23 protein-coding genes and 1 pseudogene are annotated in these 25211 nt (G+C 35.3%); 7 read left to right on the forward strand and 17 right to left on the reverse strand.

Annotation, left to right across the window (positions count from 1 at the left end):
• Positions 1-20: 20 nt before the first annotated feature.
• Positions 21-827 (reverse strand): glycogen/starch synthase, encoded by an 807-nt coding sequence (locus AC0608_RS03445; protein WP_417958919.1) that lies wholly within the window; start codon positions 825-827, stop codon positions 21-23.
• A gap of 78 nt (positions 828-905) precedes the next feature.
• On the opposite strand from AC0608_RS03445, the gene panC reads away from it, so the two are divergent.
• The 5 genes from panC to AC0608_RS03470 all read left to right on the forward strand — a co-directional run bounded on the left by panC (position 906) and on the right by AC0608_RS03470 (position 6728).
• Entirely contained in the window at positions 906-1784 is an 879-nt protein-coding gene (panC, locus tag AC0608_RS03450; RefSeq protein ID WP_478288130.1) for a pantoate--beta-alanine ligase, read from the forward strand.
• Positions 1785-1798: 14 nt separating this feature from the next.
• Complete coding sequence (gene panD / locus AC0608_RS03455) at positions 1799-2149, forward strand: aspartate 1-decarboxylase (RefSeq protein ID WP_417958921.1); 351 nt, start codon at positions 1799-1801, stop codon at positions 2147-2149.
• 255 nt (positions 2150-2404) lie between these two features.
• The gene (gene radA, locus AC0608_RS03460; protein ID WP_417958922.1) at positions 2405-3766 is read left to right on the forward strand and encodes a DNA repair protein RadA; all 1362 of its coding nucleotides are present in this window, start codon (positions 2405-2407) and stop codon (positions 3764-3766) included.
• Between the two features lie 371 nt (positions 3767-4137).
• Positions 4138-4548 (forward strand): hypothetical protein, encoded by a 411-nt coding sequence (locus AC0608_RS03465; RefSeq protein WP_417958923.1) that lies wholly within the window; start codon positions 4138-4140, stop codon positions 4546-4548.
• A gap of 212 nt (positions 4549-4760) precedes the next feature.
• Positions 4761-6728, forward strand: coding sequence for a transglycosylase domain-containing protein (locus tag AC0608_RS03470; RefSeq protein WP_478288131.1), 1968 nt, complete (start codon positions 4761-4763; stop codon positions 6726-6728).
• A gap of 48 nt (positions 6729-6776) precedes the next feature.
• On the opposite strand, the gene AC0608_RS03475 is transcribed toward AC0608_RS03470, so the two are convergent.
• From AC0608_RS03475 to AC0608_RS03485, 3 genes are all read right to left on the reverse strand, one after another.
• Positions 6777-7814 carry an aldo/keto reductase gene (locus AC0608_RS03475; protein WP_417958925.1) on the reverse strand — a complete coding sequence of 346 codons (1038 nt, stop codon included), beginning with the start codon at positions 7812-7814 and terminating at the stop codon, positions 6777-6779.
• Between the two features lie 109 nt (positions 7815-7923).
• Positions 7924-8865: an OmpA/MotB family protein gene (locus AC0608_RS03480; protein ID WP_478288132.1), complete on the reverse strand. Its 942-nt coding sequence runs from the start codon at positions 8863-8865 to the stop codon at positions 7924-7926.
• A gap of 232 nt (positions 8866-9097) precedes the next feature.
• On the reverse strand, positions 9098-9859 hold the full coding sequence (locus AC0608_RS03485; RefSeq protein ID WP_417958927.1) for an exodeoxyribonuclease III: 762 nt from the start codon (positions 9857-9859) through the stop codon (positions 9098-9100).
• A gap of 201 nt (positions 9860-10060) precedes the next feature.
• Here AC0608_RS03485 and AC0608_RS03490 point away from each other — a divergent pair, with 201 nt between their 5' ends.
• The gene (locus AC0608_RS03490) at positions 10061-11863 is read left to right on the forward strand and encodes a GNAT family N-acyltransferase (protein ID WP_417959397.1); all 1803 of its coding nucleotides are present in this window, start codon (positions 10061-10063) and stop codon (positions 11861-11863) included.
• A gap of 53 nt (positions 11864-11916) precedes the next feature.
• Here the strand turns inward: AC0608_RS03490 and AC0608_RS03495 are convergent, their stop codons facing one another.
• The gene (locus tag AC0608_RS03495; protein WP_478288133.1) at positions 11917-12198 is read right to left on the reverse strand and encodes a TM2 domain-containing protein; all 282 of its coding nucleotides are present in this window, start codon (positions 12196-12198) and stop codon (positions 11917-11919) included.
• Between the two features lie 457 nt (positions 12199-12655).
• A pseudogene (locus AC0608_RS03500) lies at positions 12656-13594 on the reverse strand (2-hydroxyacid dehydrogenase); the annotation flags it as partial.
• Between the two features lie 144 nt (positions 13595-13738).
• Between AC0608_RS03500 and nhaA the strand changes: the two are divergent.
• Positions 13739-14881: a Na+/H+ antiporter NhaA gene (gene nhaA, locus AC0608_RS03505; RefSeq protein WP_478288134.1), complete on the forward strand. Its 1143-nt coding sequence runs from the start codon at positions 13739-13741 to the stop codon at positions 14879-14881.
• 117 nt (positions 14882-14998) lie between these two features.
• Here nhaA and AC0608_RS03510 read toward each other — a convergent pair whose 3' ends face one another.
• The 11 genes from AC0608_RS03510 to AC0608_RS03560 all read right to left on the reverse strand — a co-directional run bounded on the left by AC0608_RS03510 (position 14999) and on the right by AC0608_RS03560 (position 24509).
• On the reverse strand, positions 14999-15595 hold the full coding sequence (locus AC0608_RS03510; protein ID WP_478288135.1) for a hypothetical protein: 597 nt from the start codon (positions 15593-15595) through the stop codon (positions 14999-15001).
• 41 nt (positions 15596-15636) lie between these two features.
• Positions 15637-16017 (reverse strand): Dabb family protein, encoded by a 381-nt coding sequence (locus AC0608_RS03515; protein ID WP_478288136.1) that lies wholly within the window; start codon positions 16015-16017, stop codon positions 15637-15639.
• A 143-nt stretch (positions 16018-16160) separates the two neighbouring features.
• On the reverse strand, positions 16161-16937 hold the full coding sequence (gene proC / locus AC0608_RS03520; RefSeq protein WP_417958932.1) for a pyrroline-5-carboxylate reductase: 777 nt from the start codon (positions 16935-16937) through the stop codon (positions 16161-16163).
• A gap of 226 nt (positions 16938-17163) precedes the next feature.
• On the reverse strand, positions 17164-18516 hold the full coding sequence (mgtE, locus tag AC0608_RS03525) for a magnesium transporter (protein ID WP_417958933.1): 1353 nt from the start codon (positions 18514-18516) through the stop codon (positions 17164-17166).
• The gene (gene rsmA / locus AC0608_RS03530) at positions 18506-19285 is read right to left on the reverse strand and encodes a 16S rRNA (adenine(1518)-N(6)/adenine(1519)-N(6))-dimethyltransferase RsmA (RefSeq protein ID WP_417958934.1); all 780 of its coding nucleotides are present in this window, start codon (positions 19283-19285) and stop codon (positions 18506-18508) included. Before rsmA ends, mgtE begins: the two co-directional genes overlap by 11 nt.
• A 125-nt stretch (positions 19286-19410) precedes the next feature.
• Positions 19411-19722: a DUF4286 family protein gene (locus tag AC0608_RS03535; RefSeq protein WP_091203236.1), complete on the reverse strand. Its 312-nt coding sequence runs from the start codon at positions 19720-19722 to the stop codon at positions 19411-19413.
• A 60-nt stretch (positions 19723-19782) separates the two neighbouring features.
• On the reverse strand, positions 19783-21558 hold the full coding sequence (locus AC0608_RS03540; RefSeq protein ID WP_478288137.1) for a tetratricopeptide repeat protein: 1776 nt from the start codon (positions 21556-21558) through the stop codon (positions 19783-19785).
• Between the two features lie 53 nt (positions 21559-21611).
• Positions 21612-22193: an LOG family protein gene (locus AC0608_RS03545; RefSeq protein WP_478288138.1), complete on the reverse strand. Its 582-nt coding sequence runs from the start codon at positions 22191-22193 to the stop codon at positions 21612-21614.
• 29 nt (positions 22194-22222) lie between these two features.
• A complete protein-coding gene (gene serS, locus AC0608_RS03550; protein WP_478288139.1) occupies positions 22223-23494 on the reverse strand; it encodes a serine--tRNA ligase in 1272 nt (423 codons plus the stop codon).
• A 233-nt stretch (positions 23495-23727) separates the two neighbouring features.
• Entirely contained in the window at positions 23728-24267 is a 540-nt protein-coding gene (locus AC0608_RS03555; protein WP_478288140.1) for a DMP19 family protein, read from the reverse strand.
• Positions 24268-24338: 71 nt separating this feature from the next.
• Entirely contained in the window at positions 24339-24509 is a 171-nt protein-coding gene (locus AC0608_RS03560; RefSeq protein ID WP_478288141.1) for a hypothetical protein, read from the reverse strand.
• Positions 24510-25211 lie beyond the last annotated feature (702 nt).

Raw genomic sequence — 25211 nt, forward strand, 5'->3', positions numbered from 1 at the left:
ATTTATTAAAAAAGTTTAATTTAAAGAACCTCGTTTCTGTAGAAATTAGTATACGCTTCTGCGAATGCATCTTTCGGGGCGAAAGGTAAAAAAGGTTTTCCTGAAGATTCTATAAATTTTGTTAAACTTGGCGAGAGGTTTTCTGATGCAATAATCACAGCATCAGAATGTTTAATAGTAGCTTTGATGATATTTTCATAGTCTGGCATTTCCAAATCAGCAATAGCATCTTCCGGAACACCGTCAAATTTAACTTTGTTAATCATTTCAACATTCAAAGTACCTTCAAAAGACTGACTGTAGACTGAAGTAACAATCTTGGTTTCAGAGAATAATGCTTCATTTTTGTAAAAATGTTTCATGTAAATTGGCAACATGGCCGCCATCCATCCATGAACGTGTATAATATCTGGAACCCAATTGAGTTTTTTTACAGTTTCAACCACTCCTTTTGCAAAGAAAATAGCACGTTCGTCATTATCCGGATACATCACACCTTCTTCATCAGCAAAAGTAGCTTTACGTTTGAAGTATTCATCATTATCAATAAAATAGACTTGTATTCTTTCTTTAGGAATAGAAGCCACCTTTATAATTAATGGCATATCCAAATCATTCACTACCAAATTCATCCCCGAAAGTCTGATTACCTCGTGTAATTGATGTCTTCTTTCGTTAATATTTCCATATCTGGGCATAAAAATTCTGATCTGTCCACCTTGATCATTAATCATCTTTGGGACGTCATAAGACATTAAAGAGACCTCGTTTTCAGCGAGATATGGCACCACTTCAGATGACACATATAATATCCTCTTATCTTTCATATTGTAATTTACTTAATTTATTGGCAATAAAAACCATGCAAAATTACAAAAATTTATGCAGTTATTAACTAAAATATTATGTTTGCAATTAATTTTAATAATACTGTCATGCATATTTTCTACGGAAAAGCATCTTTAGGAGACTATTTGAAATCAATAAAAACAATCCATTCTACTTTGGGATTCGTTCCCACCATGGGCGCTTTGCATCAAGGACATTTGGCTTTAATGCAAAAATCTTTATTGCAAAACGAAATTACAATTGTAAGTATTTTTGTAAATCCCACCCAATTCAATAATCCTGAAGATCTGGCAAAATACCCTAGGACATTGGAAGAAGATGTAAAAAAACTTACCGCTTTAGATCCAAATATCATTTTATATGCACCTACGGTTGACGACATTTATGACGGAAAACCTGTTTCAGAACCGTTTGATTTTGATGGTCTTGAAAATCAAATGGAAGGCAAATTCAGACCTGGCCACTTCAATGGAGTCGGTACAATCGTCAAACGTCTTTTTGAGATTATTGAACCTACCAATGCCTATTTTGGTGAAAAAGATTTTCAACAATTACAAATTGTAAAAAAAATGGTAGAGAAAAGCAATCTGAACGTAACTGTAATTGGTTGCCCTATTCATAGAGAATCTAATGGTCTAGCTATGAGTTCTAGAAATGAACGCTTATCAGTTCATGAAAGGGAAGAAGCAAGGATTATTTACAAAGTATTGACTGCTGTTCAAGACAAATTCTCAACAAACAGTAACTCTGAAATTACAGAATGGGTTCAAAAAACATTTGAAAATAATCCACATTTTACATTAGAATATTTCACCATTGCTGATGAAGCAACACTTCTAACAGACATTCTAAAAAATAAAAATAAAAAATATCGCGCATTTATTGCTGTATTGGTCAACAATATTCGTTTGATTGACACCATTTCATTAAATTAATTTACTTTTGTAGCATGCAAATTCAAGTATTAAAATCAAAAATTCACCGTGTTAAAGTAACTGGCGCCGATTTAAATTATATCGGAAGTATTACTATTGACGAATCATTACTAGACGCCTCTAATATTATAGAAGGTGAAAAAGTCTCCATTGTAAATATTAATAATGGAGAACGTTTTGAAACCTACGCCATCAAAGGAGAAAGAAATTCAGGAACAATAACACTCAACGGACCTGCCGCAAGAAAAGTTCAAAGAGACGACATCATAATTATCATTTCATACGCAACTATGGAATTTGAAGAAGCTAAAATCTTTAAACCTTGGGTTATTTTCCCAAATGAAAATGATAATTCTCTAACGTAAATTTTTAGAATTAAAACTCCGCATTGAGATTTACACCGTAAATTTTACAAAACTAAGTTGATTTTTTTTACAAAAAAAGCTTTTTTAGCTTCAATTAGACAGTAGTAGGTTTTGCTGTTTCTGTTTTTAATAAAGGTAAATAATGTACTTTACCGGCGCGTTGTCCAAAATTACTTACGTCTTTAAAACCGCTACTTTTTTATTAAAAAATGAGTCCAAATACGATAGCATGAAAGTTAAAATACCAACAAAATAATGTCAAAAGTAAAAACAACTTTTTTTTGTCAAAACTGTGGTGCACAATATGCTAAATGGCAAGGACAGTGTAATTCTTGTAAAGAATGGAATACCATTGCGGAAGAAATCATTCAAAAACAAGAAAAAATAGCCTGGAAAAGTGAAACTACAGCAAGTAGTAAAGCACCAAAACCTTTGCGAATAGATGAAATAGATTCGGCGCAGGAAATCCGAATGGACACTACTGACGCAGAACTAAATCGTGTTTTGGGTGGAGGCATAGTCCCCGGCTCGCTGATCCTTTTAGGCGGAGAACCCGGCATCGGAAAAAGCACTCTTTTGCTCCAAATTTCGTTAAAACTACCTTACAAGACCCTGTACGTTTCAGGCGAAGAAAGTCAGAAGCAAATAAAAATGCGTGCCGAAAGAATCACCCCAAGCGGAGACAATTGTTACATACTTACCGAAACTAAGACGCAAAATATCTTCAAGCAAATTGAAGCTATACAACCTGAAATCGTAATTATCGATTCTATTCAAACATTGCATACCGATTATATAGAATCTACTCCGGGAAGTATTTCACAAATCCGTGAAACAACAGCAGAGTTGATCAAATTTGCCAAAGAAACCAACATTCCAGTGATTCTTATTGGACATATTACCAAAGACGGAAACATTGCCGGACCAAAAATCCTGGAACACATGGTTGATACCGTTTTGCAATTTGAAGGCGACCGGAATCATGTTTATCGAATTTTAAGGTCTTTGAAAAATCGTTTCGGCTCCACTGCCGAAATAGGAATTTATGAAATGCTGGGCAATGGTTTACGGGAAGTTTCTAATCCTTCAGAAATATTGATTTCGCACAAGGACGAGGAATTATCCGGAACCGCAATTGCTTCCACTCTAGAAGGCATGCGCCCATTAATGATTGAAATTCAGGCATTAGTTAGTACTGCGGTTTATGGCACACCACAACGCAGCACCACGGGTTACAATGCAAAAAGGCTCAATATGATTTTAGCTGTATTAGAAAAAAGAGCCGGTTTTAGGCTTGGAGCCAAAGACGTATTCCTTAACATAACAGGAGGAATTTCAGTAGATGATCCTGCGATAGATTTAGCGGTCGTAGCTGCCATTTTATCATCAAATGAGGATATTGCTGTGAATAAAGATTTCTGTTTTGCTGGCGAAGTGGGACTTTCGGGCGAAATTCGTCCGGTAAACCGGGTCGATCAACGCATCCAAGAGGCCGAAAAATTAGGTTTTTCGACCATTTTTGTATCCAAATACAACAAAATCGCATTGAAAAATACCGGAATCAAAATTCGATTGGTAGCCAAAATTGAAGATGTGGCGAGTGAATTGTTTGGGTGAAATTTATTTTTAAATTAATAAAATACTGCGTTTTTAAATCCTTATTAAAAACATAATTATTCTTATATACTACAAAAATTATTTGTAGTATACCTTTTGATTACACCACAAAAAAGAACTTATAACTTAAATTTAGGAAGGTGCTAATTAATTATTTTGTAAATTTATAATTGAATTTCTAATTAAACTTAGAAATCCAAAAGCACTTTTTTAAACTAAGTACTAAAAAATCTACACGGATGCTTTAGATACAATTATTCCTGAATATAAAACTATGCGCTTAAAGCAAATAGTCTCCCTCATAAATTCAATTCTTAAATCAGAAATAAACTTTTTTAAAAACAAATATCTTTAACCTAACAAACAAAGACATGAAAAGACAAACTGGCATTTGGATAGACACCTCAAAGGCAATTATTATTACTCTTGAAGGTGGTAAAGATGAAAAAATTTCTGAAATAGACTCTGATGTTGAAAACAGTGTTTACCACGATAAGGAAGGAAACAAAGGAACTTTTTCCGGAGGCCATCATGGTAACAGTGAGTCAAAATTTGAAAATCGAAAAAAAGAACAACTTGATTTTTTTATAAAAGAAGTACTCGCTTATGTCAAAGGAGCTGATGAACTATTTGTGTTTGGACCTGCAGAAACAAAGATAAGACTGGAACAAAAAATTCAGGATGAAAAATTATTTGTTAACAAACTAAGAGCCGTTGAAACCGCAGATAAAATGACGGTAAACGAGATTGTAGCTAAAGTTAAAAAATTCTATATTTCATAATCCAATATTCTCTTACATCACGGTGCTTTCAGCATACACAAACTACTTTAACAATAATCTAAAACTACAACCACAAAACTGTTGTAGTTTTTTTGTTTTTAAAAATAGAAAAACACAAAAAAAAGCTAAATAATTTGAGAAAATGATATACCCCTTAGTTTTTGCTTTTCTTTACGAATACAAATCCATTGAAACAAGCTGAAAAACTGTTTATGAGAACCGGAAAACAAAAAATAACACTTGCCGCAAAAATACTCTTGGTATTGTTTGCCATCTTGGCAAGTGCTTTTTACCTATTTAGAGACGCCGTCTTAAAGCAAACGATAGCTAAGGTTTCCCATGAAATGAAAATTGAGTACAATAGTACTTTCTTAATAAAAAAAGCATCTTTTGAAGGCATGTCGGGCCTGAATCTAACCGAAATAATTGTAGTACCAAAAAATGCCGATACCATCTTTAAAATACAAAAATTAAAAACGAGTATCAATTTGTGGAGGTTGATTACGGGTGATTTGCAGTTAGGAACTTTAGAAATAAAAAATGGCTTTGTACATCTGGTAAAAAAAGGAAAAACAGCAAACTACGATGCTTTCCTTAAAAAAGAAAATCAAACAGAGGTACGTGACGAAAAAAGAGATTACGCTCAGTTTACCTATAGAATTATATCTAAAGTTCTAAATTTAGTACCAACCGATATGATCCTTGACAATCTGTCTTTTCGATTAAATGATAACGGAAAAAAAGCAACAATTAATTTTCAAAAATTACGACTAGTCAACAAACAACTCGAAACTTCAATAAAAGTACAAACCAACACCATCTCACAGCGCTGGAAAATTAAAGGCTTTGCCGATCCAAGAAATAAAAAAGCGGACATCCGATTTGTCAACATGGATACAGGCGCAATAAAAATGCCGTATTTAGACGAGCGTTTTAACTTGAAATCCAGCTTTGATTCTATCCGATTAAATATACAAAACATTGATAAAGATGGTAACGAATTGCATATTGATGGGTTTATGGCCATTGCGAATTTAAAAATCAACCATCCAAAAGTTGCTAGTAAAGATGTTTTTCTTAAAAACGCCAAATTTGATTACCGATTCTTATTAGGCTCTGATTTTATTTCTATTGACAGCAGCTCAACGGTTCAATTGAATAAAATAAAATTTCATCCCTATCTGGCTTACGAAACTAAAAAAGACACAATTTACAAACTCAAAGTAACCATCCCAAAAATGAAAGCGCAGGATTTCATCACATCACTGCCAGAGGGTTTGTTTACTCATTTTCAAGGCATGGAAGCCAGTGGTACTTTTGATTATAAACTGGATTTTGCGTTTAATCAAAACAAGCCCAATCAGCTGGTTTTTGACAGTAGATTAAAAAAAGAGAATCTAAAAATAACAAAATACGGGGAAGCCAATCTTAACAAACTTAATGGCGAATTTGTCTATCGGGCACTTATAAAAAATGTGTTACAACGTCCGGTTTTAGTTGGCACAGTCAATCCAAATTACTCGCCACTCGACCAAATTTCGCCCTATTTAAGAAAGTCGGTTTTAACAACTGAAGACCCATCGTTTTTTTCGCATCGTGGTTTTATAAATGAAGCTTTCAAGCAATCAATAGTAAAAAACATCCGAACCAAAAAATTCTCTCGTGGCGCCAGCACCATCAGCATGCAACTGGTAAAAAATGTTTTTCTGAGCCGAGAGAAAACGGTATCGCGTAAACTGGAAGAAATATTACTGGTTTATATTCTAGAAAACAATAGGATTGTGAGCAAAGAACGCATGCTCGAAGTCTATTTTAATATTATCGAATGGGGTCCAAATGTATATGGAATAGGTGAAGCGAGTCAGTTTTATTTTCAAAAAACACCTTCTGAATTATCGCTGAATGAATGCTTGTATCTCGCCAGAATTATTCCAAGTCCAAAAAAATTCATGTATCAGTTCAACGATCAAGGGATGCTAAAAGATTTTGCACTACAGCAAGAATCATTCTTAACGAATATTATGTTTCGAAGAGGACTTTTGGCTCCAGAAGACACTATTTACAAATCCTTACCCATACTGATTTCAGGACCTGCAAAATCTTTTATCAAATTCAAAGCACAAGATTCCACACAAATAAAGGTAGATTCCATAGCCGTTGATACCGAATTTGATCTTTAATTAAAAATAACCCTGTTAGCGTTTAGAACTCTTACAGGGTTTCTTAACTTACGGAGCCGGATCAGGAATCACAGCTTGCACTTCATCAATTGCCCTAAGAATTTCATCCGAAAGGGATACTTGAATCGTATCAATATTTTCTTTTAATTGTTCCAATGTTGTGGCACCAATTATCGTACTGGTTACAAACGATTGTTGTTCTATGAAGGCCAAAGACAACTCCGTTAAAGTCAAGCCGTTTTTCTTGGCGATTTCCTGATACAATCGGGTTGCTTCAGTACTTTGTGGGCTGTTGTATCTGGAATACTGAGGAAACAACTTGATTCTAGCGTTTGGATGATTTTCGCCAGTAAGGAATTTACCAGACAAGACTCCAAAAGCCATTGGAGAATATGCCAATAAACCTACATTTTCTCTCAGGCAAATTTCAGCGGAACCATTTTCAAAAAGTCTATTCAATAACGAATATGGATTTTGAATCGTTTTTACTCTTGGAAGATTATTATATTTACTTTCCTCCAGAAAACGCATGATTCCCCAAGGATTTTCATTAGAGAGTCCGATATGCTTTATTTTTCCTTCTTTGACAAAACCATCTAATGTTTCTAACACGTTGTGAATGTTATCTTCCCAAGCATCATCCTGCACTTTGAAACCACGTTGTCCAAAATAATTAGTTTTACGTTCCGGCCAATGCAACTGGTACACATCAATATAATCCGTTTGTAAGCGAAGTAGGCTTTGATCCAATGCAAATTTGATACTGGCTGCTGAGAAATCTAATTTTTCTCTCATGTATTCAAAACTAGGATTGGGTCCTGCAATTTTAGATGCTAAAACTATTTCTTCCCTTTTACCCGTTTTTTTAAACCAGCTTCCTAGAATTTTCTCTGTACTCCCATAAGTTTCCTGACGACCTGGAACCGAATACATCTCAGCGGTATCAAAGAAATTGACTCCGTTTTCTAATGCATAATCCATTTGGGCATGACCATCCGTTTCCGTATTTTGCTGCCCAAAAGTCATAGTTCCCAGGCAAATTTTGCTGACTTTTACATCCGTATTAGGTAAAGTAGTGTATTTCATTTTTTAAGTTCAAAGTTTTAGAATGGTAAAGGTACAACGGTATGCTCCAAAAGAAAAAGGTTCAAAAGTTAAATACCTTTGAACCTTTTACCTGTTGGATTTTGGATCCTTAATTTATGTCTTTCAGCATTTCAGCAATTTCGTCTAGTCTAGGCGTAAGAATAATTTCGATTCTACGATTTTTTGCTTTTCCTTCTGCAGTTGAATTACTTCCCAATGGCGAGAATTCTCCTCTTCCGGCAGCGGTAAGGCTTTGCTTATTGATTTTTTTGTTTTCACTTAAAATTGCTACGATTGCCGTAGCTCTTTTAGTCGATAAATCCCAGTTATCTGCAATTGGGCCAGAAGCCGAAAAAGCATCATCATCGGTGTGACCTTCAATAAGTACTGAGATTTCCGGATTGTCACCCAAGACTTTACCTACTTCAATAACTGCTTTTTTTCCTTCTGAACCTACAGCCCAGCTTCCTGAATCGAAAAGTAGTTTATTCTCCATAGAAACGTATACTTTCCCGTTTTTTTGTTCTACTGTCAACCCTTTTCCTTCAAAACTATTCAAAGCATTCGACAGCGTTTCTTTTAATTTTCTCATGCTGGCCTCTTTCGCTGCAATCAGATTTTCTAATTCTTGTAAACGCTGTGCGCTTTTGCTCAAACGTTCTTGTTCTAACGCCAGTGCTTTCCCTTTTTCGTCTAATTGTTCCAGCAAATCACGGTTTTTCTTCATGTTGCTTTGCAAAGCATCTCCGCTATTTTTTTCTAAAGCAGCATAGGAATCTTCTAGTACTTTCAATTTATTTTGAGCCGCTGTGTAATCTGCTTTCAATTTATTCAGCTCGGATTTTGATTTGCTTAAATCTGATGTCAAACCATCTCGATCAAGTTCCAATTGATTCTTGGTTTTTAATAAATCCGTGTTTTCATCTGCCATGCTTCTGTTTTCTTTTTTTAAATCGGCAAACTTACTTTCTAAATCATTGTATATTTTCTTGGATACACAAGAAGTTGAAAGTGCCAATACTATTAATGCGATGGAAAAATTTTTAATCATTGTTTAGGGTCTATTTATATTATTTCTTTTGTTGTTCGGAAAGCAAGAGTTCAAATTATACTTGAATGCCTTGGCCCCGATAATAGTGAAAATCCTTTTTCTAGTTTTTTAACAAGAGAAAAAATTACTTCACCAAATCAATATTTTGTCTTGGTACTCAGTAAATTTCATTTGTAATGAATAGCGCAACCCGAGCGAAGCAAACTAACGAAGTGAATAACTCCTGGAATTATTACTCTATTTCTACCAAAACAGGGCAATGATCTGAATGCACGGCATCTGATAGAATAACGGCTCTTTTAAGTTTATGTTTTAACGAATCACTGACTAAATTATAATCGATACGCCAGCCCTTATTGTTCCCTCTGGCCCCAGCGCGGTAACTCCACCACGAATACTGATGTGGTTCACTGTTGAAATGGCGGAAACTATCTACAAATCCGGATTTCATAAAGCCATCGAGCCATGATCTTTCCTGTGGCAAAAATCCGGAAACAGTTTTGTTTCGTACCGGATCGTGAATGTCAATTGCTTCGTGGCAAATGTTATAATCCCCACAAATTATCAGGTTTGGGATTTCTTTTTTTAACTCATTGATGTAATTCTGAAAATCATCCATGAACATGAATTTATGATCCAATCGCTGGATATTAGTTCCAGACGGCAAATACAAACTCATAACGGAGAAATCATCGAAATCCACCCGAAGGGTTCGTCCTTCGAAATCCATGTGTTGAATTCCGGTTCCATGAACTACCTTGTTTGGTTTGATTTTAGACAAAATGGCCACGCCACTATATCCTTTTTTGGTGGCTGAATAATAATATTGGTACGGGTAACCCGCCTTTGTGATATCGTCAACTGGGATCTGGTCTTCAGTAGCTTTAATCTCCTGCAGACAAATAATATCCGGATTGGCGTGTTGCAACCAGTCAATAAATCCTTTTGAAATAGCAGCTCTGATTCCGTTGACGTTGTATGAAATAATTCTCATTAAAATATTTTTTAGTGTTTTTTTCAAAAAACGATTGTTTGCTCAAGGGTATCAGGAACGTACTTTTTATTTTATGGAAAAAATTTATAGTGTTAGTATGTGGGTTTCAAATGTAATAAAAAAGTAGAAGTTTGATTCATAAAAACAGAGAAAATGGAGTTTTTTGCTATCTTTGTTTCTTGCTCTAAAAAGAAAAAATTCATGGGTTTAGTAACCGCCAAAGAAGTTGCAAAAGCAATAAATGTTGATAAGTATGGAGCTCTTGGAACTTTTTCCGGATGGGTACTGATGAAGGTGTTGAAAATTTCTACCTTAAATAAAGTATACAATAGAAATAAACATCTTAAAGATGTTGCCTTTTTGAATGCAATATTAGATGATCTACAAATAAAATTCGAAATTCCGGAAGAAGATTTAAAACGTTTACCAAAAGAAGGTGCTTACATTACAATTTCAAACCACCCTTTAGGAGGAATTGATGGAGTTTTACTATTGAAATTAATGCTCGAAAGAGAGCCTAATTTCAAAATTATTGCCAATTTCCTTTTACACCGAATCCGGCCTGTAAAAAAATACATCATGCCCGTAAATCCTTTTGAAAATCATAAGGATTCTAAATCGAGTGTGGTAGGAATAAAAGAAACGTTTCGCCATTTGAGTGATGGGAAACCATTGGGTATTTTTCCTGCTGGAGAAGTTTCAACGTATAAAGACGGTAAACTAATGGTGGACAAACCATGGGAAGAAGGCGCAATAAGAGTAATTCGAAAAGCTCAAGTACCGGTTGTTCCCATTTATTTCCATGCTAAAAATAGCCGATTGTTTTATTTACTTTCTAAAATCAGTGGTACGTTTAGAACGGCAAAGCTGCCTTCGGAAGTATTTAGCCAGAAACACCGGGTCATAAAAGTACGCATTGGCAAAGCTATTTCAGTTAATGAACAAAACGAACACGTATCCCTAGAGGAATATTCTGAATTCTTGAGAAAGAAAACATACATGCTGGCCAATCCTTTCGAAAAAGAAAGTAAATTACTAACGACTCCCAATTTAAAACTTCCAAAAAGTCCAAAGAAAATTGTAACTCCTGCCAATAGCGAGAAAATGATTGCAGAAGTTGCCGCTGCAAGACATAGCGATTGCCGACTTTTACAAAGTAAAAATTACGAGGTGTTCTTTACTGAAGCAGCTAAAATTCCAAATATTCTTCACGAAATTGGGCGACTTAGAGAAATTACTTTCCGGGAAGTAGGCGAAGGAACAAACGAATCTATTGATTTAGACAAGCACGATCAATATTACCACCACTTGTTTTTATGGGATAATGAAGCCAACAAAATTGCAGGGGCTTACCGAATGGGTCTAGGCTCTCAAATTTATCCAAAATATGGAATAAATGGTTTTTACCTCAACGATCTTTTTCGTTTTGAACCAGAATTACATGATATGATGCACAAATCCATAGAAATGGGACGCGCTTTCATTATTAAGGAATACCAACAAAAACCCATGCCGCTATTCTTGCTTTGGAAAGGAATTATGCACACCACATTGCGTTATCCCGAGCATAAATTTTTATTAGGAGGCGTGAGCATCAGCAATCAATTTTCTGATTTCTCAAAATCGCTGATGATTGAATTCATGAAATCAAATTATTATGACCCCTACATTGCACAATACATTCATCCCAAAAAAGCGTACAAAGTAAAACTAAAAGACGCCGATAAAGATTTCATTTTTAATGAAACCGAATCGGATTTGAATAAGTTTGATAAGATTATTGATGAATTAGAACCCGGAAGTTTGCGTTTGCCTGTTTTGATAAAAAAATACATCAAACAAAATGCAAAAGTGGTTGCTTTTAATGTCGATCCGTTATTTAACAATGCTGTTGATGGATTGATGTACATCCGGATTGCAGACATTCCGGAAAGTACAATGAAACCGGTTATGGAAGAATTTCAGAAAGAATTGGAACGTAAACTGAGTGAAAAAGAAGATTGATCTCCAGATTTCAAATTATGTAAAATCCCGATCATGTCGGGATTTTTTATGCTTTAAAACCAAGCTTTTCTACCTACTTGATACGTCTGGTAAAATTCTTCATCTGATTTTGTTAAATATAGTATCCCCTCAATTATTCCTAGTAAACCAGTTACTGTTCCACAGGTACACAAACTAATCACCAACCATATAATTCCTTCGGTGGTATAGCCTAAAAGAAATTTGTGTATCCCAAAAGGACCTAAAAGTATAGCAAGTAGCCCTGCTGCTAGTTTTTTATTATCTTTTTGAACCGGTCGCGGAGTATTCCATTCTTCAATTTTCGGGTTTTCCATAAATAAATTGTTACGAGGTTATTTTCAGTAGTTAAAAATATAAAAATTATTGAAATGCGGCATCAATTGGTTCCCAAAGTTCGATTTTATTTCCTTCAAAATCCAGAATCCAACCAAATTTACCATACTCATAAGACTCCATATCCCCTATAATTGTTACACCTTCTGCAGCTAATTTTTGCAATAAATTTTCTAAATCGTAAACTCTAAAATTTTGCATGAATTGTTTTTCACTTGGCGCAAAATAAGTCGTGTCAGTTGCAAACGGTGACCATTGAGTAGAACAATCATTTCCTTCACGGTCTTTCCACCAAAAAGTGGAACCGTATTCATCCGTTTTTAATCCCAAGTATTTTTCATACCAAGCGACCAGTTCTTTTGGATTTTTTGATTTAAAAAAAAAACCGCCGATTCCTGTAACCCGTTTCTCCTGCTCCACAACTTTGGCATGACCAAAATACTTTGCTTTAATTTTATCCACAATCACTTGTGCCAAGCGTTCCTGACTCTCGAATGTCCAACCCGCAATATGCGGACTCAAAATCACATTCTTGGCTTCTAATAAATATTGAAAAGCTTCCGGTGTATTTTTATCCTGAAACAATGTTTCAAACGACAATTTTTCATATTCCAAAACATCCAAACCTGCTCCCAATATTTTATTGGATCGCATCGCAGCAACTAAATCTGCAGTGACAATATTCTTTCCTCGTGAGGTATTGACAATCCAAAAAGGTTTTGAAAATCCATTAATAAAATCAGCATCAACCATTTTATCGGTTTCTGGAGTCCATGGAATATGCAAACTTACTACATCTGCTTCTTGCTGAAATTCCGCTAATGAAACCTGCTTTGCATTAGCGTCGCCTACATGTTCCTGAATGTCATAACACACTACTTTCACATCAAAACCACGTAGTTTTTTAGCAAACGATTTTCCCATGTTGCCGTAGCCAATAATCCCCACCGTTTTTCCATCGAGTTCATGACCCCGGTTGCTTTCACGGTTCCAATGTCCGGAACGTATTTCGCTATCGGCCTGATTTAATTTATTAAAAAGAGATAAAATCATCCCTAAAGTATGTTCAGCCACAGCGTTTCGATTTCCTTCTGGAGCTGCGATAAGCGTAATGTTTTTAGCTGTTGCGTACTCACAGTCAATACTTTCTAATCCGGCACCCACTCTAGCAATAAATTGTAGATTAGTGGCTTTGTCGAGAAATGTTTTGTCAATTTTAAAACGACTCCGAATTACAATTCCTTGATACTCGTGGATTTTGGTTTCAATTTCTTCTTTTGAGGAGGTAAAATCACTTTGATTTATAAAACCGGAATATTGCAATTGATCCCAAAGTAGGGAATGATTACTATCGATATGAAGGATTTTGATGTCCATAAATGTGCTTTTTTTAATACTTCAAATTAACAAAAAAATTATGGTTTATTATTTTATCAAAGGGAATTAGCACATAAAATCGTAAATTAGCTTCCTGAATTTTTTATTACAAAGCGAATAAATGTAATAAATGAAAAGTCAAAAATGAAATTAACCAAAACTTTTAACGCTTTTTTCGAGAGCGAAAAATCCGGGGGACTCTTATTGCTTTTTGCAACGCTTTTTTCTCTTACAGTCGCCAATTCAACCTTTCAAACTGAATATATAGCTTTATGGGAAACCAATATTGGCAGTCATTCCATAACGCATTGGATCAATGACGGATTAATGACTATATTCTTCCTTTTAATTGGTTTAGAGTTAGAACGTGAGATATATCAAGGAGAATTATCCAGTATTAAAAACGCGGCTCTACCTATTTTTGGAGCCTTGGGGGGAATGATTGTGCCTGCCGGAATCTTTTTACTATTGAATTTTGGAACAACTACACAAAATGGAGCTGGAATCCCTATGGCCACTGATATTGCTTTTGCCATTGGCATCCTGTCCCTTTTAGGAAATCGTGTCCCTACATCGCTTAAAGTATTCTTAACAGCACTTGCCGTAATCGATGATTTAGGCGCTATTATGGTAATTGCCGTATTTTACACTGACACTATTGCTTATGTAAATTTAGGTATCGCTTTTGTCATTATGGGTGGCTTGTTTATCCTGAACCTAAGAAAAGTACACAGCCTTATTCCTTATCTGATTGGTGGTGGTGCGATGTGGTATTTTATGCTAAATTCAGGTGTGCACGCAACGATAACGGGAGTATTATTGGCCTTTGTAATTCCGTTTGGCGATGGAGGTAAAAAAACTTCTTCGTATCGATTGCAGCATTTTTTACACAAACCGGTAGCGTTTTTAATTCTTCCTTTGTTTGCCATAGCGAATACTTGCATCGCCATAAATTCAGATTGGCATGAAGGATTGAATCATTCCAACACCATTGGAATTATACTGGGTCTCGTGGTAGGAAAACCACTTGGAATCTGGTTGTTTTCATTCCTTGCTGTTGGTTTAGGAATTTGTAGCTTGCCTAAAGACCTAAAGTGGAGCAGCATTCTAGGTGCAGGAATGCTGGGCGGAATAGGTTTTACGATGTCCATTTTCATAACATTGCTTGCCTTTAAAAACGATGGTGAAGAAGTCATAACTTTTTCAAAAATTGCGATTTTGGTTGCTTCCTTTATTGCTGGAACCATTGGTTTTTTATGGTTGAAATTTACCCTTAAAAAAAGTTAACGCTTTAACTTTTAGTCAATTTTATGGCAGATACTTAGATAGAAAGTCATAATCGTACAGACATACAATTTTATAAAGGATTTATAAAACAGCCTTTATGGATTGTATTGTTATTTCCTAAAAAGTATATCCTATTCCTACATGCAAATAAGGAATGTATTGATTTCTATTATAAGCACCATCTACATTCTGCACATTACCATTAACTGAATTCTCTTTCAAATACACCACGCGATAGCCAAATCCTACCGCAGTTTCGTAGGTAAAATGATTTCCTATGGATCGTTTTAAACCCCAAGTCGGAACAATAGCCAAATCAGCTGTTTTGGTTACGTTATCTGCCAAATTAATCACAAACCAGTCTGGATGATAACTAGTCCTGATTGAAATATAATTGCCACTATTATTAGCTATTTTTTTACCTTTTGAATTCCTTTTTTCCAGATTGTAGTAATATCTTGGTTCTATTGTTAATACCGGTTGTAAAATAAAACCAGCGCCATCGTAATGATCTCCAACCGTAAAATCCTTTTCAATACCAATTTCACTTCGTAATACGATGCTATTTGACAACTTGGTTTCATTATTAAACCAAATTCCGGTATGTACTCCAAATCCGGTTTGTATTCCAAAAATTGTTTTTTCAACGGGTACTTCTTGTGCGTTTGCATTTAAATTGAATGCTAAAATCAGGACAGCTAATACTTTTTTCATGTAGTCTGTTTTTATTTTTTACTCTTTAACTTGATTGCTGTTTACTTATTAGTCCAATAATCAACTACCGTCACTTTCTCTGGAGCTGGATTCAAAACAGACACAAAAGCTTTATGATCCGGATGAATCAAATATGCATCTCTATCGGCTTCACTATTAAAAGTCAACACAAAACAATGGGTCAACCCGTTATTCAAGTTCTCAGGACTGCTATTGATCCCCCATTCATACGCTTTGATTAATGGGATTTTATGTTCCAAATTTCCAAAAGCAGTTACTACTTTATCAATTGCAGCAGCATCTGTACCGGCTTTCCAACCAAACATAACGACATGCTTAAGCAATTGTTTCTGCTTGCTTTGTTGAGCGTTTATAGTATAACTTGAAATTAAAATAAGTATTAAAAGCAGTCGTTTTTTCATAGTAGTTTTTTTCAAATATAAGATTTATTTGAGTGTATATACAAATATGAAATATCAATATTTGCGAAGCGTAAGTAAAAAAATCCTGTAATTTAGAGATGTTTCCGCAATTTATATCACGAAGAATTTATGAAATTATAAGCTTATCCCTTGATTTGTTTCAACGACGTTTTAATTCCTCGTATTAAGGACGAACTAAATCCGTGCATTTCCATTTCGTTCAATCCGGCAATCGTACAGCCTTGTGGAGTGGTGACACGGTCAATTAATTGTTCCGGGTGTACTTTTTCTTCCAGCAGCATTTCGGCAGCGCCTTTTACGGTTTGTGCCGAGATCGCTAATGCGGTTTGCCAGTCAAATCCTATTTCGATTCCGGCTTGCATCGAAGCACGAATGTATCGCAATGCAAAAGCAGTTCCGCTTGCCGCAAGAACCGTTGCAGCATCCATTAATTTTTCGTCAATTATAGGAGCGGTTCCCAAACTCTGAAAAAGGGAAACTACATCTTGAGCCTTCTCTTTATCTTTTTCGTGAAACGCAATACAGGTAGCCGATGCGCCAAACTGCGCTGCAATATTGGGCATGATTCGGATGGCACTATTAACAGTACCTATTTTGTTTTGTAAATTTTCTATCGATAAGCCACTTACGGCCGAAGCAATAATTTTATTGGAAACTACCGGAAGGATTTCGGCTAAAACGGTAGCTACTTGGTACGGTTTTATGGTCAAAATAATGACATCGGCTTCCTGAATCTGGTGGATATTATTCGTAGAAACCGTAGCGCCTAATTTTTCAAGATATAGGATGCTGGATGTGTTTCTTCGGGTAATTGCGACTTGGTTTTCTGGAGAAAATTTCAAGAGTCCTAGTGCGATAGAAACCCCTAAGTTTCCCCCGCCAATGATGTGTACTTTCATGCTGGTTGTGGTTTTCCTCTCCCCAACCCTCTCCAAAGGAGAGGGAGCCAATATATGGGAAAGTGTTAGTCTTTATTATATCTTTTAAATTCTTTTATATAAATTCGAATCTAATTTATTTTTTATTGTCTTATTTTTTATTCCGTTTTACTTTACAAAAAATTAAAATAACGTTTTCAAATTGTCTTACAATTTCTTTCCTCTTTGTTTTCTTCTTAGTCCTTTCTTAAAATCCTAAAATCATTTTTGCTATTGAAAAATAAATCAAAATTCCGCAAATATCATTACTGGTAGTGATGAATGGCCCTGTTGCCAGCGCGGGGTCAATCCCAAATTTATCCAGTAATAATGGTATAAAAGTCCCTATTAACGAGGCAATAATGATTACTGACATCAATGCAATGGTCACAATAATCCCAATAATGAATTCGACATTCAACAGAAAATGACTTCCTAAAAATAATATCGTAGCCAGAATCACTCCGTTTAATAAACTCAGCGAAACTTCTTTTATCAATCTGTTAAATAGAGATCCGCTCAAAGTATTGTTTGCCAAACCTTGCACAATAATTGCCGATGATTGTACCCCAACATTTCCTGCCATTGCGGCTATAAGTGGTGTAAAAAAGAATAAATTACCGTGTTGAAGCATGGCTCCTTCAAACAACCCCAACACTCTTACGGTGATGAATCCCCCCAAAAGCGCCAAAACCAACCAAGGCAATCGTGCTTTTGTATGCTCAAAGATGCTGTCATCTGCTTCAACGTCCTGAGAGATACCCGCCGCTAATTGATAATCCTGATCGGCTTCGTCCTTGATTACGTCTACAATGTCGTCAATGGTGATTCGGCCCACTAATCGCCCTAATTCGTCTACTACCGGGATGGCTTCTAAATCGTATTTTTGCATGATTCGGGCCACCTCAACATCTTCAGTATCTACTTTTACGGAATTTAATTTTCGAATGTAAACATCACTTACCGGAGTTCTAGAAGAAGTGGTCAATAGATCCTTTAATGACAAACGCCCTTTCAAGCGGTCTTCATCATCCACCACATAAATCGAGTGGACTCTGGAGATATTTTCGGCCTGAATGCGCATTTCTTTCACACAAGTAAGCACATTCCAATTTTCGTTGACCTTAACCAATTCCTTGTGCATGATTCCGCCAGCGGTATCTTCGTCATAACGCAATAAGTCCACAATATCTTTTGCATGCTCCACATCCAGAAGTTCAGATATTACTTCCGCTTTCAAATCTTGTGAAAGCTCTGCAATAATATCAGCGGCATCATTGGTTTCCAGCTCATCTAACTCTTCCGCAATTTCTTTTGGCGAAAGCCTGCTTAAAATATTCTCTCGCAAATCATCTTCTAGTTCCAGAAGAATTTCTGCGGTTTTTTCACTATCTAATACTTTAAAAATATAAGTCGCTTCATTAAAATCAAGCTCATCCAGAATTTCCGCAATATCAGCGTGGTGCATATCATTCAATAACACTTCCAGTTGCTGGTCGTTTTTATTTTGAATGAGTTGCTCTAATTCCTGAATTAATTCTTTGCTGATTTTAAACTCCATCGGCTTCTATTTTTTGGGTAAGTGCTATAAATTGCTCCACATTTAGTTGTTCTGGTCGAAGGTTGAAAATTTCATCTTCTCTCAAACTATCCGATAAATTTAATGTTTTTAAACTGTTGCGTAACGTCTTGCGCCGTTGTTGAAAAGCTGTTTTTACTACGGTAAAAAACAATTTTTCACCGCAAGGCAAACTGTAATCCTTCTTTCTGCGCAAACGTAAAACACCTGATTTTACTTTTGGTGGCGGAATAAATACCGTTTCATCTACTGTAAATAAATACTCTGCATCATAAAAAGCCTGAACTAATACCGATAGAATTCCATAGGCTTTTGTTCCCTTTTTTTCACAAATGCGTTGTGCTACTTCTTTCTGGAACATTCCTGCAAATTCTGGAATTTGATCTCGGTATTCCAAGGCTCTAAATACTATTTGTGTCGAAATATTATATGGAAAATTACCAATTATTGCAAATTGTTTCCCTTCGAAAATATCGTTGATGTTGTATTTCAAGAAATCTTTAGAAATGATTCTGTCTTTTAATTTCGGATAATTTTGATCCAAATACGTCACTGATTCCGTATCGATTTCAATAACGTAGGTATTAACTGGCTTGTCTAACAAATATTTTGTTAAAACACCCATTCCAGGACCTATCTCTAATACATCATTATATCCTTCTAAGTTCAAGGTGTCAGCAATGTCTTTAGCAATGCTTTCGTCTTTCAAGAAATGTTGTCCGAGGTGTTTTTTGGCTGTTACTTTTTCCATGTTTGTTTCTTTTTTTGCCACGATGGCACAAAGGCGTAAAGTGTTTTTATTTGTTTTTTTTAATTGGAAGTCGCAATTTCCCACTTCATGATTCATTATTCCCAAACTGAATATTGAATACTTTTTTAATAATCCGCTATCAATTCCAATTCTGTTCTAAAAGCAAGCATTTTGTCTCCAAATAACTTCAATCCTTCTTCACGAAAAGCCGGTGCATCTTCTTGGTAGTATTTCTCCAACGTTTCTTTGCTCTCTGTGGCATATTGAACAGAATACGTTACGCCGCCCATTTCCTCTTCAATTAAAACGCGGACCATTCTTGCCGAAGAGAATTTCCCAGTAGCCAAAATTTCTGGAATGTGTTTGTGTTGCATCCAGATCATCCATTGGTCGTGCACGCTTTCGTGTATGTTTGTAGTAACGTTGTATAGTATCATTATGTAATTTTTAACTGTTGATTGGATTAATCGACGAGACAATTAACCGATTATCCTTTTTTATAAATTAGTATCGCCTCGTAATTGCCTGAATTTCTTTCTGGCTTCTACAAAATAAATACTGTCCTGATGATGAAACAATACCTTTTCATATAATGGCTTCGCTTTCTCTGATAACAATTGCTTGTTATAAATTTCTGCCGAAAAATACAATGCTTCGTCTACGTAAATTCCGTCAGCATGCTGGTCTATAATTATTTGGTACTGGCCTAAAGCCAAACCAAAATCACCTTGTTTTTCATATATTTTCCCTAATCGCAACAAAGTTACAGCCTCAATTTCTTGCCCTTTGTAGTTCTTTAAAATGCTTTGAAACTGTGCTATAGCTTCCTGATTTCTCTTTTGAAACCGCAAATAATCCCCTTTAGCAAATTGTTTAAGAGCCGTTTGCGACGTATCAGCAACAGTATTGTCATTAATCAAAAGAAAATATTCCAACGCATCATTAGCGATCAACTGTGTATTCGCTGATTTCAATTCCTTAAACTGTTTCAAAGCCCACGCAAAATCAGTTTTGAAATAACTCGTTTTAGCCGCTTTCAAACTGGCTTCATGCGCCACTACATCATTCTTTAAATCCATTTCAATTTGCGAATAATAGAGCAAAGCTTGGTTGAACTTTTCTTCATACAGTAAAATATCTGCCAACTCCATTTTGGCCTTCGCCATTTCATAATCATTCAATTGTAATTCCAGCGCTTTCTTGACTATTAACTTTCCTTCTTCTGGTTTTTTTAAGTTAAATGCCGTGAAGTGTGCCTGAATCAGCTGCAAAGATAAGGTAAAAGGACTTATCCCGAATTGTTTCAACAAATCGTCTAATGCCTTGCTGATGGCTGCAAAATCTTTTTCTGATGCTTTTTCAATTTTCATCGTTAGTACATAGGAATTCGCTTGGATAAGCAGTTCTAAATCTTGTGTGTTTTGCAATACAAACCCTAAGATTTCCTTTGCTGCATCCTCATTCTCTTCTTCAATTGCCAATTGTCCTAAATTTACAATCATAGCAAGCGATTCAGGATTGCGTTTGTAAATGGCTTTTTCCTGAATAAAGGCTTTTTCAAATTCTTTCTGTTGTACGTAAAACCAACTTAAATAATGATTCCAAAACAGATCTTGATTTCTCTGAGTTCTTACAATAAGCGCCTTTCGTAATATTTCATTGAAGTTAGCGTCACCTTCATCAACCATAAAACGAACCAGTTGATTTTGGATTCTAATGGAATTTTGAGGATTGGCATACGCCTCATCCAGAAACGTAGAAATCATCATTTCTATATTGGACAATTGACCGTAAAGCAATCCTATTTGATAATTAAAATTAAAATTAGGGTCAACTTCTACAGCAGTTTTATAGGATGTCAACGCATATTCGAGCAACACTTTTCTCTCAAAAGCGTTTGAAATTCCGTACACATCATTTGGATTTTTTTTGATACGATCTAGCGCCTGTTCGTAGTAAATTTTGGCTTTAACGTCATTTTTTTGCAACTGAAAATTGTATCCTAATTCTACCAGAAGATTCCCTTGGTTGTACTTCTCAAATCGTTCTTGAATGGCTTTTTGAGCACTCTCAAACTGTTGTAATTGCTGGTAACAATCAATTGTTCTTAGGAAATACTGTGAATTTTGTGGAATCTCTTGGAGCAACTCTTCGTAACTGATTTTTGCTTTTCCAAAATCGCCTTTATCATAATAATACTGCGCCAATTGTTCGTTTTGAGCAAACGCAAATAGCGATAAAAACAGGTGTATTAAGAGAACGATTTTTTTCATTTTTATCTGTTTTTCTAATTCAGATTTGGGTTTTAGAATACACATTCGTGTCTTTACTCATTTCCCTTTTTAATCCATTTTCCAACTTCCGGCGCCGTGTAATTTTCCATTTTGTTCAGCAATTCTTCCGCATCATCACTGACTAAAATCATCTTTTGATTGATTTCTTTTAAAAAACCGTTATCGACCATTTTTTGAATGAATTCCAATAATAAATCATAAAATCCATCAACGTTTAGAATCCCAATCGGTTTTTTATGAAGTCCGAGTTGCCCCCACGTCAGCATTTCGAAAAACTCCTCTAAAGTTCCAAATCCACCAGGCAATGCAATTACGCCATCGCTTAATTCATTCATTTTGGTTTTTCTTTCGTGCATGCTTTCTACAATAATTAATTCGGTCAAATTATCGTGAGCCACCTCTTTAGACATCAAAAAACGAGGTAAAACACCAAATACGTTTCCGTTTTCACTCAAAACACCGTCAGCAACCGCACCCATTAAACCAACTTTTGCTCCACCGTAAACCAAATCAATGTGTTTCTTAGCCATTGTCTGTCCCAGTACTATCGCTTGAAGCTCATGATTTTTTTCATTCCCAAAACTGGAACCACAAAACACCGTAATTCTTTTCATCAACAAAATATTTTTCAGTAGTATTTTGACTAATTGATACTATCAAATCCACAATACGGACGCAAAACCTCAGGAATTACAATGCCTTCCGGTGTTTGGTAATTTTCCAAAATTCCAGCCAAAACTCTTGGCAAAGCCAATGCACTTCCGTTTAAGGTGTGTGCCAATTGATTTTTTCCGTCTTTGTCTTTGAAACGCAATTTTAAACGATTCGCTTGAAAAGTCTCAAAATTAGAAACCGAACTGATTTCTAACCAACGGTCTTGCGCGGTAGAAAACACTTCGAAATCATACGTCAAAGCTGCTGTGAAACCCATATCACCGCCACAAAGACGCAATATTCTATATGGTAATTTTAATTCACGAAGAATATTTTTAACGTGTTCCACCATTCCATCCAAAGCTTCGTATGATTTATCCGGATGTTCTACACGAACAATCTCGACCTTGTCAAATTGATGCAAACGGTTCAATCCCCTTACGTGCGCGCCATAAGAACCTGCTTCTCTACGGAAACATGGTGTGTAAGCCGTAGTTAGAACCGGCAATTCATTTTCGTTAAGGATTACATCACGAAACAAATTCGTTACCGGAACCTCTGCCGTTGGAATTAAGTATAAATCATCTGTTTTATCATGGTACATCTGCCCTTCTTTGTCCGGCAATTGTCCCGTTCCATAAGCTGATGCTTCGTTTACCATATGTGGAACCTGAACTTCGTTATATCCGGCCGCGGTATTTTTATCCAAGAAATAATTGATTAAAGCGCGTTGTAACTTGGCTCCTTTTCCTTTATACACCGGAAATCCTGCTCCCGCTATTTTTACTCCCAATTCAAAATCAATGATATCGTATTTTTTTACCAGTTCCCAATGCGGTTGTGCGCCTTCGTGCAAAACTGGAATTTCCCCTTCTTCAAAAACGTTTAGGTTTTCTTCCGGTGTTTTCCCAACAGGAACACTATCAGCAGGAAGATTGGGTAATGTATATAATTTCTCTAAAAGTGTTGCGGCAAGTACATCAGCAGTTTCGGCTAATTTCTTGCTTTTTTCTTTTAATAAAACTGTTTTTTCTTTTAAGATTGCTGCTTTAGCTTTCTCTCCGCTTTTCATCAATTCTCCAATATCTTTAGATAATTTATTAGATTCGGATAAAATTCCGTCTAACTCTACTTGCGTAGCGCGACGTTTTTCATCCAGTTGTACCACTTCTTCAACAACACTCGTAGCATCGATGTTTCTCTTTGCCAAAGCGGTGATTACTTTTTCTTGATTCTCTCTAATAAATGCGATTTGTAACATAGTTGATTTTTTTAACGCTAACTTTTATAATAATGAAAGCAAATTTAAGGAAATGTTTGGTAGAAATGAGGGAAAGTTTGTCCAAAAGTCGCAAGTCTTAATGCCTTAAAGTCAAATGCAGCGATTATTACCCGATTAGTATTGCATGTGATTTACAATCAATCGAATAAAGTCAGCAACCAACTAAACGCAATAAGAATGAGACTTTAAGACTTGCGACTTTTGACTTTAGATTAGTCTCTTTTAATCTCATGCCCTACAAATTCTTCTAAAGTGGCAAACATGTCATCTACAGAAAGGACTTCGAAATCTGGGTGTGTTTTAAGAAAATCAGCATTCAAGGTAACCAGATTTTCTTCTATTTCGAAAAAAGCGTCGTTGTTGAGTAAATCTCGAATAGGATTTACCCCTTCTAATTTTCCTTTTAGGAATTTATTCAGCTTAACACTGCTCATTAATTTTACTTTTTTGGATTGCTGTTGGAACAATTCCAAATGCTTTTCAGCGCCAATCAATGCCAAACCTTCTTCAATCAATTCGTTTAGTTCTTTATCCCAACCCGAATTATATACAAATTGCGCAAAATTTCCTTCGGTATATTGCGACGTATAATAATCTAAATAATAACTCATTATAGCATCTTCGTGAATCAAATCATCGTTCACGCCTTCCTCACGCATTAAGTTGATTACCGAAATATTAGAGTGAATTACATCTTGGAGATTTTCACTGTTCATTGCTGTTTCTGAAATAATTATTCTACCGAATTCCATAGGATTTTATATTTAAATACTGATGCTGCAAATTTCGGGTAAATTATTACAGAAAAGAAATGCAATTCGATTTATATGACATCAGATTCGTCATTACTCTTTTTCTGATTCATTTTGGTAACCAAAGCTTTCAAACGCAAGGCTTGTGCTTTTTTTTCCTCCTGAAGTTTAGTCTTTTTCCGATTTAGCAATTTAGTATGCAAAGCCTTGTTTTTGGTATTTTTTTCCGGTCCTTTTGCCATAATTTAGAATCTTATTTAATTACATCTACAAATATAAAAAAAACGGATAGTAAGGACGGATTGAAATCTATAACAATATTACTTGCCAAGCCTAGGGAATTTAAAGATAAATAAAAATCCGCAGCGGGAATATACTTTGAGGAAATTTAAAGTGCTTTTATTAAGACGAAATAAATTACAAATCTTTTTTATTTATAAGGATTTGAGCACAACTACATACTTTTAATAAACTAATTGTATAATTTTATTAAACAAATAATGCTTTGTTATATATTTGTTTTATTTTTGCATAAAGATATAGATACCCACCCGAACCAGCAAACAGTTCAAGTGGGATTAATAAATTTTGATTAGCGTTTAATCTCAAAGATTAATTTTCTAACCTCTTTCACAAAGTTACTCGATAGGTACAAACCTATTCCGACACAAATAAAACCTAAGTACTCCATAGTATTTAAATTTAGATGGTTTATAAAATGAACACTCTAGCACTCAAGAACCAAAACCCCCGTTTTGGTTTTTTTTATTTTACAGAAAGCTAGTTTCCTGTAATTTTCAACAAACATAACCCTAATTAAAATTTAGTCAGCGATACTTTTATAGCTAAATTAAATTTTACTTAAAATTGTTTTTATCAGTTTTCAAAGATATAAATTTATTTTAAGTTATTTAGAATGATTCTAAATAATATTTTATTTTTTA

The organism is Flavobacterium sp. GNP008 (assembly GCF_056428965.1).

What these genes read in the sequence shown, in the direction of transcription:
- AC0608_RS03445 (WP_417958919.1), bottom strand. Translation starts at nt 827, where the DNA reads ATGAAAGATAAGAGGATATTATATGTGTCATCTGAAGTGGTGCCATAT.
- panC (WP_478288130.1), top strand. Translation starts at nt 906, where the DNA reads ATGTTTGCAATTAATTTTAATAATACTGTCATGCATATTTTCTACGGA.
- panD (WP_417958921.1), top strand. Translation starts at nt 1,799, where the DNA reads ATGCAAATTCAAGTATTAAAATCAAAAATTCACCGTGTTAAAGTAACT.
- radA (WP_417958922.1), top strand. Translation starts at nt 2,405, where the DNA reads ATGTCAAAAGTAAAAACAACTTTTTTTTGTCAAAACTGTGGTGCACAA.
- AC0608_RS03465 (WP_417958923.1), top strand. Translation starts at nt 4,138, where the DNA reads ATGAAAAGACAAACTGGCATTTGGATAGACACCTCAAAGGCAATTATT.
- AC0608_RS03470 (WP_478288131.1), top strand. Translation starts at nt 4,761, where the DNA reads ATGAGAACCGGAAAACAAAAAATAACACTTGCCGCAAAAATACTCTTG.
- AC0608_RS03475 (WP_417958925.1), bottom strand. Translation starts at nt 7,814, where the DNA reads ATGAAATACACTACTTTACCTAATACGGATGTAAAAGTCAGCAAAATT.
- AC0608_RS03480 (WP_478288132.1), bottom strand. Translation starts at nt 8,865, where the DNA reads ATGATTAAAAATTTTTCCATCGCATTAATAGTATTGGCACTTTCAACT.
- AC0608_RS03485 (WP_417958927.1), bottom strand. Translation starts at nt 9,859, where the DNA reads ATGAGAATTATTTCATACAACGTCAACGGAATCAGAGCTGCTATTTCA.
- AC0608_RS03490 (WP_417959397.1), top strand. Translation starts at nt 10,061, where the DNA reads ATGGGTTTAGTAACCGCCAAAGAAGTTGCAAAAGCAATAAATGTTGAT.
- AC0608_RS03495 (WP_478288133.1), bottom strand. Translation starts at nt 12,198, where the DNA reads ATGGAAAACCCGAAAATTGAAGAATGGAATACTCCGCGACCGGTTCAA.
- nhaA (WP_478288134.1), top strand. Translation starts at nt 13,739, where the DNA reads ATGAAATTAACCAAAACTTTTAACGCTTTTTTCGAGAGCGAAAAATCC.
- AC0608_RS03510 (WP_478288135.1), bottom strand. Translation starts at nt 15,595, where the DNA reads ATGAAAAAAGTATTAGCTGTCCTGATTTTAGCATTCAATTTAAATGCA.
- AC0608_RS03515 (WP_478288136.1), bottom strand. Translation starts at nt 16,017, where the DNA reads ATGAAAAAACGACTGCTTTTAATACTTATTTTAATTTCAAGTTATACT.
- proC (WP_417958932.1), bottom strand. Translation starts at nt 16,937, where the DNA reads ATGAAAGTACACATCATTGGCGGGGGAAACTTAGGGGTTTCTATCGCA.
- mgtE (WP_417958933.1), bottom strand. Translation starts at nt 18,516, where the DNA reads ATGGAGTTTAAAATCAGCAAAGAATTAATTCAGGAATTAGAGCAACTC.
- rsmA (WP_417958934.1), bottom strand. Translation starts at nt 19,285, where the DNA reads ATGGAAAAAGTAACAGCCAAAAAACACCTCGGACAACATTTCTTGAAA.
- AC0608_RS03535 (WP_091203236.1), bottom strand. Translation starts at nt 19,722, where the DNA reads ATGATACTATACAACGTTACTACAAACATACACGAAAGCGTGCACGAC.
- AC0608_RS03540 (WP_478288137.1), bottom strand. Translation starts at nt 21,558, where the DNA reads ATGAAAAAAATCGTTCTCTTAATACACCTGTTTTTATCGCTATTTGCG.
- AC0608_RS03545 (WP_478288138.1), bottom strand. Translation starts at nt 22,193, where the DNA reads ATGAAAAGAATTACGGTGTTTTGTGGTTCCAGTTTTGGGAATGAAAAA.
- serS (WP_478288139.1), bottom strand. Translation starts at nt 23,494, where the DNA reads ATGTTACAAATCGCATTTATTAGAGAGAATCAAGAAAAAGTAATCACC.
- AC0608_RS03555 (WP_478288140.1), bottom strand. Translation starts at nt 24,267, where the DNA reads ATGGAATTCGGTAGAATAATTATTTCAGAAACAGCAATGAACAGTGAA.
- AC0608_RS03560 (WP_478288141.1), bottom strand. Translation starts at nt 24,509, where the DNA reads ATGGCAAAAGGACCGGAAAAAAATACCAAAAACAAGGCTTTGCATACT.